This window comes from Nocardioides marinisabuli, from assembly GCF_013466785.1.
Classification (GTDB): domain Bacteria; phylum Actinomycetota; class Actinomycetes; order Propionibacteriales; family Nocardioidaceae; genus Nocardioides; species Nocardioides marinisabuli.
Genome location: NZ_CP059163.1, coordinates 1,967,643 through 1,981,769, shown reverse-complemented (window position 1 = coordinate 1,981,769; position 14,127 = coordinate 1,967,643). Strand labels below are relative to the sequence as shown.

Annotated in this window: 10 protein-coding genes, 1 tRNA gene and 1 pseudogene; 4 read left to right on the top strand and 8 right to left on the bottom strand. The window is 74.8% G+C overall.

Going from position 1 to position 14,127, the window contains the following annotated elements:
• Positions 1–24 precede the first annotated feature (24 nt).
• From H0S66_RS09485 to H0S66_RS09455, 7 genes are all read right to left on the bottom strand, one after another.
• Positions 25–1,686, bottom strand: a complete 1,662-nt coding sequence (locus H0S66_RS09485) for an amidohydrolase (protein ID WP_179615168.1) — start codon at positions 1,684–1,686, stop codon at positions 25–27.
• Positions 1,687–1,772: 86 nt separating this feature from the next.
• Positions 1,773–5,333, bottom strand: a complete 3,561-nt coding sequence (locus H0S66_RS09480) for a SpoIIE family protein phosphatase (protein ID WP_179615167.1) — start codon at positions 5,331–5,333, stop codon at positions 1,773–1,775.
• Between the two features lie 142 nt (positions 5,334–5,475).
• Positions 5,476–6,939, bottom strand: coding sequence for a cardiolipin synthase (gene cls / locus H0S66_RS09475; RefSeq protein ID WP_179615166.1), 1,464 nt, complete (start codon positions 6,937–6,939; stop codon positions 5,476–5,478).
• A 199-nt stretch (positions 6,940–7,138) separates the two neighbouring features.
• Complete coding sequence (locus tag H0S66_RS09470; RefSeq protein WP_180923889.1) at positions 7,139–7,399, bottom strand: hypothetical protein; 261 nt, start codon at positions 7,397–7,399, stop codon at positions 7,139–7,141.
• An 83-nt stretch (positions 7,400–7,482) separates the two neighbouring features.
• The gene (locus tag H0S66_RS09465; RefSeq protein ID WP_179615164.1) at positions 7,483–7,896 is read right to left on the bottom strand and encodes a hypothetical protein; all 414 of its coding nucleotides are present in this window, start codon (positions 7,894–7,896) and stop codon (positions 7,483–7,485) included.
• Positions 7,897–7,930: 34 nt separating this feature from the next.
• Positions 7,931–8,006 (bottom strand) — tRNA-Thr (locus H0S66_RS09460).
• A gap of 118 nt (positions 8,007–8,124) precedes the next feature.
• On the bottom strand, positions 8,125–8,307 hold the full coding sequence (locus tag H0S66_RS09455; protein ID WP_179615163.1) for a hypothetical protein: 183 nt from the start codon (positions 8,305–8,307) through the stop codon (positions 8,125–8,127).
• Positions 8,308–8,413: 106 nt separating this feature from the next.
• Here H0S66_RS09455 and H0S66_RS09450 point away from each other — a divergent pair, with 106 nt between their 5' ends.
• Positions 8,414–9,340: a LysR family transcriptional regulator gene (locus tag H0S66_RS09450; RefSeq protein ID WP_179615162.1), complete on the top strand. Its 927-nt coding sequence runs from the start codon at positions 8,414–8,416 to the stop codon at positions 9,338–9,340.
• 38 nt (positions 9,341–9,378) lie between these two features.
• Positions 9,379–9,774, top strand: a complete 396-nt coding sequence (locus H0S66_RS09445) for a limonene-1,2-epoxide hydrolase family protein (protein WP_179615161.1) — start codon at positions 9,379–9,381, stop codon at positions 9,772–9,774.
• On the opposite strand, the gene H0S66_RS09440 is transcribed toward H0S66_RS09445, so the two are convergent.
• The gene (locus tag H0S66_RS09440; protein ID WP_179615160.1) at positions 9,771–10,076 is read right to left on the bottom strand and encodes a helix-turn-helix transcriptional regulator; all 306 of its coding nucleotides are present in this window, start codon (positions 10,074–10,076) and stop codon (positions 9,771–9,773) included. The two genes, H0S66_RS09445 and H0S66_RS09440, sit on opposite strands and share 4 nt — an antisense overlap.
• A 78-nt stretch (positions 10,077–10,154) precedes the next feature.
• On the opposite strand from H0S66_RS09440, the pseudogene H0S66_RS21010 reads away from it, so the two are divergent.
• A pseudogene (locus H0S66_RS21010) lies at positions 10,155–11,033 on the top strand (proton-conducting transporter transmembrane domain-containing protein); the annotation flags it as partial.
• 590 nt (positions 11,034–11,623) lie between these two features.
• A complete protein-coding gene (locus H0S66_RS09430; protein ID WP_258017195.1) occupies positions 11,624–14,095 on the top strand; it encodes a DUF2309 domain-containing protein in 2,472 nt (823 codons plus the stop codon).
• The last annotated feature ends 32 nt before the right edge of the window (positions 14,096–14,127 follow it).

Genomic DNA, 14,127 nt, shown 5'->3' with positions numbered 1-14,127 from the left:
GGTTCAGAAGTGACTGCTCGGCCGTCAGCGGCGGTAGACCTCCGAGCCACGGGCCCAGGCCGTGACCGGCTCGGCGGAGCCGATCTCGTCCTCGTGCAGGTCGAAGGGGTCGCGGTCGAGCACGAGCACGTCGGCGGAGGCGCCGACGCGCAGGTTGCCGGAGTCCTCCTGGTGGTTCGCGTGGGCGGCGCCGCTGGTGTAGGCCTGCAGCGCCTGGAGCAGGGTGAGGCCCTGCTCGTCGCGCATCGGCGGCTCCTCGTCGCTCTCGTCGGTGGTGCGCGAGGAGCGGTTGACCAGCACGTGGATGCCCTCCATCGGGTCGGGCGGGTTGATCGGCCAGTCCGACCCACCGGCCACCAGCGCGCCGCTGTCGACGATGTCGGCGAAGGGGTACTGCCAGTCGCGGCGCTCCTGGTCGAGGTAGGGCTCGACCATCTGCACCGCGGGCGTGTTGTAGCGCGCCCACATGCCCTCGACGTTGGCGATCGCGCCGAGCAGCCGGAAGCGGTTGCGGTCGCGGGGCGCGACCAGCTGGAGGTGGGCCAGCTGGTGGCGCTGGTTGCTCCAGCCGTTGTGGCGGCGGGCGGCGGCGATCGCGTCGAGCGACGTACGCACGGCCCGGTCGCCCAGGGCGTGGAAGTGGGCCTGGAAGCCGGCGGCGTCGAGGGCGGTGACGGCCTCGTCGAGCTGCTCGGGCTCGAGGAAGGCCAGCCCGCGCTCGCCACCGGCGCAGGGGCAGCGAGCGCCCCCGAGGTAGGGCTCGTCCACCGCCATCGTCAGGGTCTCGGAGACCCCGTCGACCATCAGCTTGACCGAGCCGGCGTCCAGCCCGGCCTCGCGCAGCCGCTCGCGCTCGGCCACCAGGTCCTCGAGCTGCTCCACGCCGCGGTGCCGGTCCCACCACAGCGCCAGCCGCACGCGCGCGGTGAGCTCGTCGGCCGCCACGAGGTCGAGGTAGGCCTGCGTCGGGTCGTCGATGCCGGCGTACCCGCCTACCAGCGCGTCCTGCCAGCCCACGATGCCCCACGAATGCAGGTGCGCCTGCGCGTCGAGCAGGGCCGCGTGCTTCTCCTCGCGGGTGGTGTCGACGAGGCGGTGCACCAGCAGGGCCGCGGCCTCGCGCAGCGTGCCGGTCGGGTTGCCGTCCTCGTCGCGCTCGATCCACCCGTCGGGCGGGTCGGGGGTGTCGCGGTCGATGCCGGCCAGCTCGAGCGCCCGGGTGTTGACCCAGGCGTTGTGGTGGTCGTTGCTGGGCAGGAACGCCGGGCGGTGCGGCACCACCTTGTCGAGCATCTCGGCCGTGGGGCCGGTGCGCGGGTCGAAGTGGTCCAGCGACCAACCGCCTGCTCGGAACCAGGAGTCCCCGTGCGAGTCGTCCTGCTCGGCCGCACAGTCGGCGATCGTCTCGAGGCACTCGTCCGCGCTGCTGCAGCTGGTGAGCAGCGCGTTGCGCAGCTCGAGCCCACCGATGAGCGGGTGCACGTGGGCGTCGTGGAAGGCCGGCATCACCAGGCCGCCGTCGGCGTCGACCTCCTCGACGCGCCGCCCGCCCGCGGCCATCTCCTCGCGCACGCGCTCCAGCGGCCCCACGGCGTAGATCGTGGAGCCGCGCACGCCCACGGCGTGCTCGTGGTGGTACTTCAGTCCGTCGAAGAGTCGCCCGTTGGCGAAGATCAGGTCACTCACTGCTGCCCCGTTCGGTCGAGATCGGTCGAGATCGGTGCTGGTTCGTGCTGGTTCGTGCTGGTTCGGGCTGGCCGGTCCTGTCGAGACTAGGCCTGCCCCTGCTCGACGCCCGGAGCGGTGCGGGTCAGCCAGTCGGGCCACGACTCGGGCTCGTCGCCGTCCTCCAGCTGGGCGCGGACCTGCGCGATCATCCAGGTGCGCAGCCACTGCACCTCCGGCTCGGCGCTCACGGTGAGCAGGCGCCCCTCGTCGAGCCCCTGGTCGGGGACGGCGAGCAGGTCGACCAGGCGGGCCGCCCGGCCCGCCGCCGCGACCGGCAGCGACACCTCGACGTCGATCTCGGTACGCCCCTGCTCGCGGGCGGCCTCCACCCGACGCCGCGTCGCGCGGCGCAGGGGTGCGAAGACGTCGAGGAGCGCGCGCACCTCGCCCACCAGGGCCAGCCCCGGCTCGTGCCCGTGGGTGGCGGAGAGCAGCTGCAGGTCGCGCACCAGCTCGTCGATGTGCTCGTCCTGGCGCAGCCACAGCTGCACCGGGCAGCCGCGCAGCAGCACCGGCTGCGTCCCGGGCCCGCCGCCGGCCGGCTCGGGGTCCGGCTCCGGCGGCGAGTCGGGGGGCCGTACGGCGCTGTCGGCCCGCTCGTCGAGCAGCCGGGCCCAGACCCTCGTGCCACCGGGGACCCGTTCGACGCCCCAGTCGTCGGCGAGCACGGCGACGATGCCGAGCCCCCGCCCGGTGGTGGGCTCGCCCCACGACGAGGAACCCGGGTCGGCGAGGCGCGGGACCACGGCGTCGGCCGGGACGCTGCCCTCGTCGGTCACGGTCACGGTGACCGCCCCGTGGTCGAGGCGCACGGCGACGTCCATGGAGGCGCCCCCGCTGTGCAGCGCGGCGTTGGCCGCGAGCTCGCCGACGCACAGCTCGGCGTCGTCGACCAGCTCGATGCCGCGCCCGCGCAGCGCCTCGCGCACGAAGCGCCGCGCCCCGGGCACGCCCGAGGGGTGCGCCGGCAGCCGGGTCCGCACGATGCGGCCGCTGACCACGGGCGACTCGAGGTCCTCCACGACCGTGCCCGCGCGCCGTCCACGCCCGGTGGGCGGGGGCTGCGTCTGGTCGTGGAGCCGGACCGCGACCAGCGCGATGTCGTCCTCGCGCATGCTGGGGACCATCCGGACCAGCAGCCGGTCGCACAGCTCGTCGAGCGGGGGGTCGCCCGCCGCGAGGCTCGCCAGCTCGCGGCGCAGCCTGTCGAGGCCCACGTCGAGGTCCTCGCCGCGCCGCTCGACCAGTCCGTCGGTGAAGAGCAGCACGGTCGAGCCCCGCGGCAGCACGACCTCCTGCTCGCCTCGCTCGGCGTCGGGGAAGAGCCCCAGCAGCAGGTCGGGGTCGTCGGCCGAGAGCAGCTCGACGCTGCCGTCGGCCCCCAGGACCACCGGCGGCGGGTGCCCGGCGTTCGACCAGCGCAACCGGGTGACGCCCTGCTGGAGCTCCTCGGGGGTCTGCTCGAGGCGTGCCAGCACGGCGGTCGCGGTGGTGTCGACCCCGAGGGTGGCCAGGGCCCGGTCGACCCCGCGCAGCACGTCGGCCGGCCCTTGCCCGCTGAAGGCCGAGATGCCGCGCAGCAGGTTGCGCACCTGGCCCATGGCGGCCGCGGCGGCGGTGTCGTGGCCGACCACGTCGCCGATGACGAGCATGGTGGCGCCGGCGTCCTGCACGAAGGCGTCATACCAGTCACCGCCGACCTGGGCAGTCTCGGCGGCGGCCTCGTAGCGCACCACGATCTCGAGGTGGTCGGGCTGCGGCGGGGCGGTGAGCAGGCTGCGCTGGAGGCCCTCGGCGAGGTCGCGCTGCTCGGCGAAGAGCCGGGCGTTGTCGACGGCGAGGCCGGCACGCTGGGCGACCTGGGCCAGCGTGTCGAGGTCGGCGTCGGTGAAGGCACCGCGGGTGGCGTCGCGGAGCACGGTGAGCAGACCGACGACCCGGTCGCGGCCACGCAGGCTGACGACGGCGACGTGCTCGGGGCCCAGGGCCCGCACCAGGTCGTGCACCTCGCCCTCCTCGAAGACGCTGCACAGCCCCTCGGTCGCGTCGGTGCCGACGACCGGGGCCTCCGCCGCCAGCAGGGCAGGCAGGAACGAGTCGTCGGCCAGGCGCGAGAGACGCACCGCCGCGAACCGGTCGACGAGCGGCTGTGCGTCGCGCTCGCGGTGCCAGCCGCCGACGTCGCGCAGCCCCGGCAACCGCCCTTCGGGGCCGGTCTCCTCGACCAGGGTCGCCACGCACCAGTCGCCCATGGCCGGCACCACGAGCGCGCCCAGGCGCGCCACCGCCTCCTCGAGGTCGAGGGTGCCGGCGAGCTGCTCGGTCACCGTGGCGACCAGTGCGTCGCGACGGGCGGTGCGGGCCACCTGTTCCTGGGCCCGGTGGCGCTCCGTGACGTCGACGAAGTAGACCGCCAGCCCGTCGGGGTTGGGCCAGGCCCGCACCTCGTACCAGGCATCGAGCGGCTCGGGGTAGTAGGCGTCGAAGGCGACCGGCTCGCCGGTGCGGGCACTGAGGCGGTAGTGGTGCTCGAAGTCGCTGCCGACCGCGGCTGGGAAGGACTGCCAGATGTCGTGACCGACGAGCTCGTCGCGGCTGCGCCCGAGCAGCCGCTCGGCCTCACCGTTGAGGTAGGTGAAGCTCCAGCCGCGGTCGAGCTGGAAGAACGCCGTCGGCATCGACTCGAGCACCCGGGCGACGCGGGCCTCGCCCTCCTGCACCGCGGTGGTGTCGTACGCCGCCCCCAGCACGCGCACCGCCTCCCCCTGCTCGTCACCGAGCGCGCGGCCGCGGGCGGCGATCCAGCGCACCGAGCCGTCGGGCAGGTGGATCCGGTACTCCGCGGCGTACTCGCCGCAGCAGGCGATCGCCCGGTCGAGGGCGGCGGTGACCCGAGGCACGTCCTCGCCATCGACGACGTCGGTGAAGGCCTCGAGCGTGCCGCCGAAGGAGTCGTGGTCGAACCCGAAGATCTCGAGCAGCCGGTCGTCGAAGCGGAGTTCGCCGGAGACCAGGTCCCACTCCCACGCCCCCACCCCGGCGGCGTCGGTGGCCAGCCGCCAGGCGACCTGCTGGACCTCGTAGTCGGAGCTCATCGCCGCGAGCTCGAGGTCGCCCACGACCGCCCGGGCCAGCCGCTCGAGGGTGCTGACGTCGTGCTCCGACCACGGATGGGGCCGGGTGTCGTAGACGCACAGCGCCCCCACGACCTGGTCGCCGCCGACCACCAGGGGCACGCCCAGGTAGGCACCCACCGCGCCGGCGGTGACCGGCGGCAGACCGGCGACGCGGCCGTCGCTCGCGGCGTCGGGCACCACGAGCGGGGCGCTGAGCCCCACGGTGACGGTGCACAAGGAGTGCTCGACCGGGGTCGGGACGCCGACGACGGCGCTGCCGGCGCCGTGACCACCCACCACGACCTGGGTCTCGCCGATCAGCGAGACCTGCGCCGAGCCGGCCTCCAGCAGGGCCGCGGCGAGCTCGCACAACCGGTCCAGCGAGGAGCTGCGGTCGCTGCCGGCCACCAACCGGCGCACGAGCGCTCCGCGCACGTCGGGCACCTCGCCCGCACCGTACGGCGCCCCCGACGCACCCGTCGCTGCCATGGTCGTGCCTCCACGCTCGCGGAGGCTGACCTCCCCGCGCGTCTGCGCGGCACCGGATCGTATCGACTGCGGGGCCGCGGCGCTTCGCCCCTGGGGAGGGGGTGCCGGCTCCCGGGTGGTCCGCGACGCGGGTGCGGTCGACTCACATCAGGGCCGCGGTCAGGCGGCAGACGTTGTCGATGTAGCGCTGGTGCCACGGGCGGCTGCGCCACTCGGCCTGGCCCAGCACCCTCGAGGCCGCCCGGTACTCCTCGTCGTTGCGCTGCAGGTGGGTCACCAGGTCACCCCCGAAGGCGAGCAGCATCACCTCGTAGGTCAGCCCGAACGAGCGGAAGTCCATGTTGGACGAGCCGATCACCCCGGCCGTGCCGTCGATCGTCATGTACTTCGCGTGGAGCACGGTGGGGGCCGGGTAGAGGTGGATGACCACCCCCGCGTCGAGCAGCGCGGAGTAGTAGGAGCGCTGCGCGTGCCCGACGAGGAACTGGTCGGCCTTCTCGCCGACGAAGAGCTCCACCTCGACCCCGCGGTACGCCGCCGAGGTGATGGCCGCCAGCAGCGCGTCGTCCGGCACGAAGTAGGGGCTGGTGATCGAGATCCGCTCGGTCGCGAGGTGCACCAGCGAGGTGAACATCCGCAGGTTGGGCTCGGTGGGGAACCCGGGACCCGACGGCACCAGCTGCATCCCGTTGGCGCGCCCGCCCGGCACGAGGTCGGGCTTGTCGACGAAGTAGGTCCCCAGGTCGAGGACCTCGCCGGTCTCGGTGTGCCAGTCGGTGAGGAACACCGCCTGCACCGAGAGCACGATGTCGCCGCTGACCCGGAGGCTCAGGTCCTTCCAGAGCCGTCCGTCCCGCTTGTTCGCGTCGCTGCCGTACGACGGGTCGATGAGGTTGTGCGAGCCCAGGAAGGCCACCTCGCCGTCGACCACGAGGAGCTTGCGGTGGTTGCGGAGGTCGGGTCGTCGCCAGCGACCGCGCAGCGGGTCGATCGGCATCATCAGGTGCCAGTCGATGCCGGCCTCGCTCATCCGCCGGAACATCTCCTTGCGGCCCGGATACGTGCGAGACCCCAGGTGGTCCAGGAGCAGCCGCACCCGCACACCTCGGGCCGCCGCGTCGACCAGCGCCGAGAAGAAGGAGTCGGTCGAGGGGTCCCAGCTGACGATGTAGAACTCGACGTGCACATGGGACTCGGAGGCGGCGACGGCTTCGGTCATCGCCGCGAAGAAGTCGGCGGTCTCGCCGTACAGCCCCTCCTCGGCGCCGGTGAGGCACGGGATCGAGGTCAGCCGCTCGTTCATCGCCAGCACCGACGCCAGCCCCGGCGCGGCGACCTGGTCGGGACGCCAGGCCGAGAACCTCGACATCCGCTCGCGCAGCAGCTCGTTGGCCGCCGACTGGATCTCGACGCGTCGCCCACGGACCCAGGGGCTGCCGATCAGCCAGTAGAGGACGAAGCCGAGCACGGGCACGAACAGGATGAGCAGCAACCAGGCCGAGGACGACGACGGTCGCCGGTTCTCGGGGACCGTGCCGACGGCCAGGACCTTCAGCACGTACTCGAGCACGAGAAAAGCACCGGTCAGCACAGACACCCAGGTCACCCGACGACCCTAGGGCCTGTTCGGGTGGCACGGCGGGCTCTCGGGAAGCCGGCGACGCGGCCTCAGGACGGCAGGGCCGTCCCGCGCGCGAGATGGTCGGTCAGCGCCCGGCGGCTGACGGCCTCGGCGGTCCGCAGCGCCAGTCGCGGTGGGAGGGACTCGGCCTGCAGGCGTCGCGCCACCCCGTGCACGAGCGCGGTCACGTCCTGCGCGTCGACCGCCCCCGTGTACTCGGCCGCGAGGCCGGCGGCGAGCTCGTCTCGACGGCCGTGGTGGCCCCGTCGACGACCGGCACGGAGGCGGACGCCGCCGTGCCGGCCTCGGCGGCGGGCAGCGGCCCCGCCAGCAGGGTCGCGCCGACGAGCGCCGCGGTGACGGCGGCGCGCCGGCCGCGCGCCGGGACGGAGCGGAGTGCAGCGGCGAGACGGGCGGTCCTGCGGGGACGGGCTGCCGATGTCATGCACCGAGCCTGCGCCACCGACCTGACAGGGACCTGATGGACCACCATGACGTCCCTGCGAGCCGGCGCTCCCCGGCCGCTCGTCACTCGGTGACGACGACCACCTTCGTCCGCGGCTCCCTGCTCCAGGGGCGGATGCTGTCGCGGAACCTGCGCAGCCTACGGGCCTTGACCACGATCATGGCGCCGAGCACCACCGACAGCGCAGCGCAGGCACCTGCCAGCTCCCGCTCCGCACCAGGCGGCGTCGCGCGGACCAGCGCGGCGGCCGTGAGGGGCGTCGACAGCGCGACGACCAGCGGCGCCCACGTGTGCCTGCGCGGGTGCAGAGGCAGGAGGCGACCCCACCCCGCCCCGACCGCGAGCAGCACCACCGGCAGGAGCAGCAGCAGGGGCGTCGGCACGAGGCCCCACCAGGCCCAGAGCAGCGCCGCCACCGAGGCGAGCACGAGCACCGGGCCGCGGGTCACCTGCTTGCGGAGGACGGCGTCGCTCACCCGGGGCACTGGAGCGCTTCCCGGGGGGCCTTCATGGAGCCGCCTGTCGGAATCGAACCGACGACCTTCTCATTACGAGTGAGACGCTCTACCGACTGAGCTAAGGCGGCGTGCCGCCCGCGGTCCGGGGTGTCCGGGCCCAGGGCAACGCGGGTGAGCATACAGACGCCGCCCCGGCCGCGAGAAATCAGGCGGCGGGGGCGGCGACGTACGCGGTGCGGGGCTCGCTCAGGCGGCGAGGACGCGCTTGCGGGGCTCGGCGTCGGCCCAGCCCAGCGGGGCGGACTGCTCGGAGCCGCACCAGCAGGTGAAGGTGGCGATCGGCCCGGTCTCGGCGCCGGTCACGGCCGTGATCTGGGAGGGGAAGATGAGCTGGCGCTTGCTGCAGGAGGTGCAGAGGTGGGTGAGCACGGCGGTTCCTTTCTCGGCTCGGAGACATGGTGTCTGCGACTAGTCTGACTCGCCGGTAGCAATAGGGGTAGCCTGACTTTCCAGCAGGAGACATAGGATCAGCCTTGTGCTTTCTGTGCACCAGCTCACATGTTTCCTCGCCGCCTACGAGCAGGGCTCGCTGACCCGCGCCGCCGAGGAGCTCGGCTACGCCCAGCCCTCGGTCTCGGAGCAGATCCGGGCGCTCGAGAAGTCGCTCGGCGTGCAGCTCTTCCACCGGGTCGGCAGGGGCGTCGTGCCGACCCCGGTGGCCGAGACGATGCGACCGCACGCCGAGCAGGTGCTCGCCGCGATCGCCGAGACCGAGCGGGCGGTCGCGAGCGTGCGGTCGCTCGAGACCGGCACGATCCGCTTCGGCATGTTCGGCATCGCGCGCCTGTACGCCGGTTCGGCGCTGATCGCCGACGTGCTTGAGCGCTACCCCGGCGTGCGGGTCGAGCTGGTCGGGCAGAACTCCACCGAGGTCGTCGAGGACCTGCGCCGCGGCCGGCTCGAGGCCGCCATGCTGGCGATCTCGGCGGTCGACGGCGAGGGCATCTCCGTACGGCCCGTGGCCCGCGAGGAGCTGGTCTACATCAGCGCCGACCCCGAGCACCTGACCTCCCCGGTCACCGCACACCGCCTGGCGCAGGCCTCGCTGGTGATGCCCGAGACGACGTACCGCGCCGTGGACTCGACCCGCGCGACGCTGCGCCAGATGCTCCACGAGACCGGCCGCAACCCCCAGAGCCGGATCGAGGTGGAGGACGTCGAGACGGCCGTCGAGCTGGTCGGCATGGGCCTGGCCGACAGCGTCATCCCACGGGGCGCCGCCGAGCAGCTCCTGCCGCGCCTGGCGCCGCGGGCCGGCTTCGTCTCCCTGCGACCGCGGCAGTTCGACACCTTCGCGATCGTGCACCGCTCCAACGCGGTCCTCTCGCCCGCCGCCCGGCTGATGATCGACCTGGCCACCCGGCGGATGCAGGCCATCGCCGAGCCGATCAACCCTCGCTGACCCCGGCCCGCCCGGCCGCGGGTGCCTAGGCTGGCTCCATGAGCGAGCCCCGCGACGTCGTCCGCGCCTTCCTGACCCACCTCTCCGACGGCGAGACCGAGCAGGCCAACGCGCTGCTCGCCCCCGACGTCGTGTGGCGCAACACCCGCCTGCCCACGGTGCGCGGCGAGAAGGTGGCCGAGGCGCTGACGATGCTCGGCGAGCGCGGCGTGGGGGTCCGCGTCGAGCTGCACCACGTCGGCGCCGACGGGTCGACCGTGCTCACCGACCGCCACGACACGCTGACCTGGAAGGCCTACGGCAGCCGCTTCCACGTCGACGGCACCTTCGAGGTCCGCGACGGGCTCATCACGCTGTGGGACGACCGGTTCAGCTGGGGCGAGGCCTCGGTGGCCTCCGTCGTCGGCCTGCTGCGGCTGCTGCGCGCCAGCTAGTCCTCCGGCGCCCGGTCGGTCGCGAAGACGTCGAGCAGGTCGCGGACGGGCACCATCGACTCCGCGGGGTGGCGCAGCCGCCGGTCGGGGTGCAGCCGGTACTCGTTGCGCCTCCCGACCCTCTCGCGCGTGACGTAGCCGGCCTCCTCCAGGTCCGCGAGGATCTTCTGCGCCGCGCGCTCGGTGATGCCCACCGAGACGGCGAGGTCACGGATGCGTGCCGTCGGGTTGCGGCTCAGCGCCACCAGCACGTGCCCGTGGTTGCTCAACAGGGTCCACGTCCTTGCTCCGGGCTCCGTCACGGCGCTGACTCTAGTCGAGTGACCGACAGCACACGCGAACCTATATACACGTATTTTTATTCAGGTATCTTCGGTCGCATGTTGCCACTCCTCGCCACCCGACGCACCGCCACGGCGGTGCTGCTGCTCGCCCTCGCCGGCGCCCTCCACACCGCCCTGCGCGGCCGGCCCCTGCACCTGGCCGTCGACGTCCTCGGGACCTCGGTCGGCCTCCGGCTCGACCTGACGGCCACGCTGCTCGCCGGCTTCGTCGGCGCACTCGCCTGGGTGGTGGCCGGCTACAGCCACACCAACCTGGCCGGCCAGCCCGGCGGGACCCGCCTCGCCCGGGCGGCCACCACAGCCGTGCTGGCCCTCGTGCTCCTCGTCGCCGGGGCGAGCCTGCCGGTCATGGCCCTCGGCTGGACCCTCAGCGGCCTGGCCGCCGCCCGGATGATCGCCCACCCCGGCACCCCCGCAGCGCTGCGCAGCGCCGCCACGGCCCGCCGCACCCTGCTCTGGGGCGACCTCGCGCTCTGGTCGCTGGTGCTGGTGGCCATGGTCCGGCTGCCCGACCTCGACCGCGCCGGGCTGCCGGCCGCCATGGCGGCGACCGACGCGCTGACCGCGGCCGTCCTGGGCGGGCTGGTCGTCGTGGCCAGCGTCGTCCGCTCCGCCCTGGTCCCGGCGCACACCTGGCTGCTCGAGAGCACCGAGGCTCCCTCGCCCGTCTCCGCGTTCCTGCACGCGGGCATCGTGAACGGCGGAGGCCTGCTCCTGGTCCTGCTGTGGCCGCTGACCTCCGCCTGGCGGCCGGCGCTGGTCGCACTGGTGGTCCTCGGGTGCGTCTCGGTCGTGCTGGGCACCTGGGCGGGCCGGGCGCGCGACGACGTCAAGGGACGACTGGTCTGCTCGACGACCACCCAGATGGGCTTCGTGTCGGTGCAGGTGGGTCTGGGCATGCCCGCCGCCGCGCTGCTGCACGTCGTCGGGCACGGCTCCTGGAAGTCGTGGCTGTTCCTGCGGGCGGCCGGCGCCGCCGACCGGCTCCGAGCGCCCGGCCACGCCCCGCGTCGCCGCGACCCCCTCACGACCTGGACCCCCCTCCTGCTCGGCGGACTGCTCGGCGCACCCGCGGCCGTCACCATGCTGGCCGACCGCGGGCCGGTCGCCCTCGTGCCGGTCGCACTGGTGACCGCTCTCGCCGTCACCTCGGGCCGCGAGCTGGCGACCCTCGCCGACGTCACCGTCCCGACCCGGGCCGCTGCCGCCGCACTGGCCGGCACCACGGCCGCCGGGGCCCTGTGGGCCCTGGACCTGTGGAAGGCGTGGGCCGCACCGCTGCTCTCGGCCCAGGCCCAGACGTGGTCGGGCCCCTCGGCCTGGGCCCTGGTCCTCGTCGTCGCCGCGGCCGCCGCCGCGACCCTCGCCGGTCTGCACCTCCTCCAGCGCGACCCCACCGGCCCGCTCGCGGTGGCGCTGCTGCCCGCCGCCCTCTCCCCGGGCTGCGCCGCCGGGCCCGCGCCACCTGGCCGGCGGTCGCGGCCCCGCCCAGTGCCAAGCGCGCCGTGCAGGCCGACGACGTGCTGCTGGCGAGCCGGGTGGCCGCACGGGTGGTGGGCCCCGCGTGGCCGCTGCACTCCGCCGTCGCCGTCAACCCCCTGGCCCCGCTGGAGTCGCTCCCCTTCGACGAGGTCGTCGAGCTCGCCCGCCGCACCCACGGCGCCGAGCTGCTGCCGAGCCTCGAGTGGTTCCACGACCGCTGGGCGGCCGGTCGCATCACCCCGGCCGGGCTGCTCCGGGCGCTCGCGGACGCCGAGGGCCCCGACGCCGCGGCCCTGCCCGCCGACGTCGCCACGTTCGTGTCCACCAGCTCCGCCCTGCCCACCCAGCCCCGCCACGAGCCGGGCTCGGTCCCCGCCGGGTCCACCCCCCGCCTCTGCGAGGCCCTGGAGCCCCGCAGCACGCGGCAGCGGGTCACCGCGCGCGTCGACCAGGAGTCCGGCTGGTGGTGCCAGCGCGCCTGGGCGGACAGCGCCGGGACGGGTCCCGGCCCCTACCGCCGGTGGCACCGGGCGGCCTCCCGTCCCGGGTACGCCCGCGCCTCGGGGCTGACCGGCGTGACCGCGCTGGTGCGCGACCTCCCGGCGGACCCCGCCGCCGCCGTCGCCGTGCTGGTGCGCGCGACCGGCCTCCCGGGGACCGCCCTGGTCGGCTACCTGACCCGGTCGGTCGCCTCCGCACCGGGATGGAGCGCCCACGCGCAGTGGCGCGCCGGACGCGGCCAGGGCGACGCCGTCCTGGAGCTCCTGGCGTTGCGGATGGCGCTGGACCTCCTGCACACCGGCGCCGTCGGTGGCCACGACCTCGACCTGAGCCCCGCGGCGGCGTACGACGACTGCGGCACGCAGGTCGGCGACCTCTACCGCCGCACCTGGCAGCGCGCACTGGACCTCTCCGTCGCCGAGCGCCTGCTGCCCGCCCTCGTGCACGCCGAAAGCGCCGGTGCGGAGACGGGGCCGGCCGCCCGCCGCCGGGCCCTCAGCCAGTCGGTCTGGTGCATCGATGTCCGCTCCGAGCGGGTGCGGCGCCACCTCGAGGCGAGCGGTCGCCACGAGACGTTCGGCTTCGCCGGGTTCTTCGGGGTCGCCACCCGGCACACGAGCGCCGACGGCGGCTCCAGTGACCAGTGCCCCGTGCTGATCGCCCCCTCGTCGGCCTCGCACACCCCTGCCGGCCCGCTCGGCCTGGCCCAGGTGCTGCACCGCCTGTCCACCGGCGCCAACCGGGCGCCGCTGGTCCCGCTCGTCACCGCCGAGGTCTTCGGGCTGCTGGCCGCCGGCGTCTCGGCCGCGGCCACGCTGGCCCCGGCCCGCGCCCGGCGACTGCGCTCGGCGTGGACCGGCAGGACCGCCGCGGCCCCGCCCACCTGGCTGGTCGACCTGGAGACCAGGGTCTCCACGGCCGAGGCCGTGCTGCGGGGCATCGGGCTCGTCGACGGCTTCGCGCCCGTGCTGGCGGTCGTCGGCCACGGCGCCAGCACCGAGAACAACGCCCACGCCGCGACGTACCAGTGCGGCGCCTGCGGGGCGAGCTCCGGCCTCGTCAACGCCCGCCTGCTGGTCGACGCGCTGAACGACCCGCAGGTCCGCGCGGGCCTGCGGGAACGGGGCATCGACCTGCCGGACGACACCGTGGCCGTGGCCGCCCTGCACGACACCGCCACCGACGAGGTCGGGCTCGTGGTCGATCCCGTGGTCGGCCCCGAGGTCGGCCCAGTGGCCAGCCCCGCAGTCGACGCGGTGGCCGACGCCCTGGCCCAGGCCGGTCGCCGGACCGCTCTCGAGCGGGTGCGTGGCCTCCCCCGCGCCGAGCGGGTCGACGGAGGGGACCCCGCGGACACGCGCACCGCGATGCGCGACGTGGCCCGCCGGGCCAGCAGCTGGGCCGAGCCGACGCCCGAGTGGGGCCTGGCCGGCAACCAGGCGATCGTCGTGGGCCCACGGCGCCTCACCGCCGGGCTCGACCTGGGCGGACGGGTCTTCCTGCAGTCCTACGAGCGCGACCTCGACACGGACGACCGGGTGCTCGAGCAGCTGATGACCGCCCCCGTGGTCGTCAGCCAGTGGATCAGCGCGCAGTACCACCTCTCCTCGGTCGCACCCGAGGTCTTCGGCGCCGGCGACAAGACCACCCTCAACGTCGTCGGTGACGTCGGTGTCCTGAGCGGGGCCCACGGCGACCTGCGGCTCGGGCTGCCGTGGCAGTCGCTCTTCACCGCGCCCCCGACGGGTCCGGGCCGCCAGCCCGGCGCCCACGAGCCCGCGCGGCACCTGGTCGTGGTGGCCGCCGGGCGCGAGTCGGTGCGCGCGGTCGTGGCCCGCCACGACGTGCTGCGCCAGCTGGTCTCCCACGGCTGGTCGCAGGCGGTGGTCGTCGACGACGGGGCGCACGCGCTCCTGCCCGACCTGACCTGGCGCACCTGGGTCCCGGCCCGTCCCGGGCGGGCCGCCGGCCAGGGGCTCGGGATGCGGGGGTGAACCGGGGGGCGGGGCCCGGGCCGGGCCCCGCC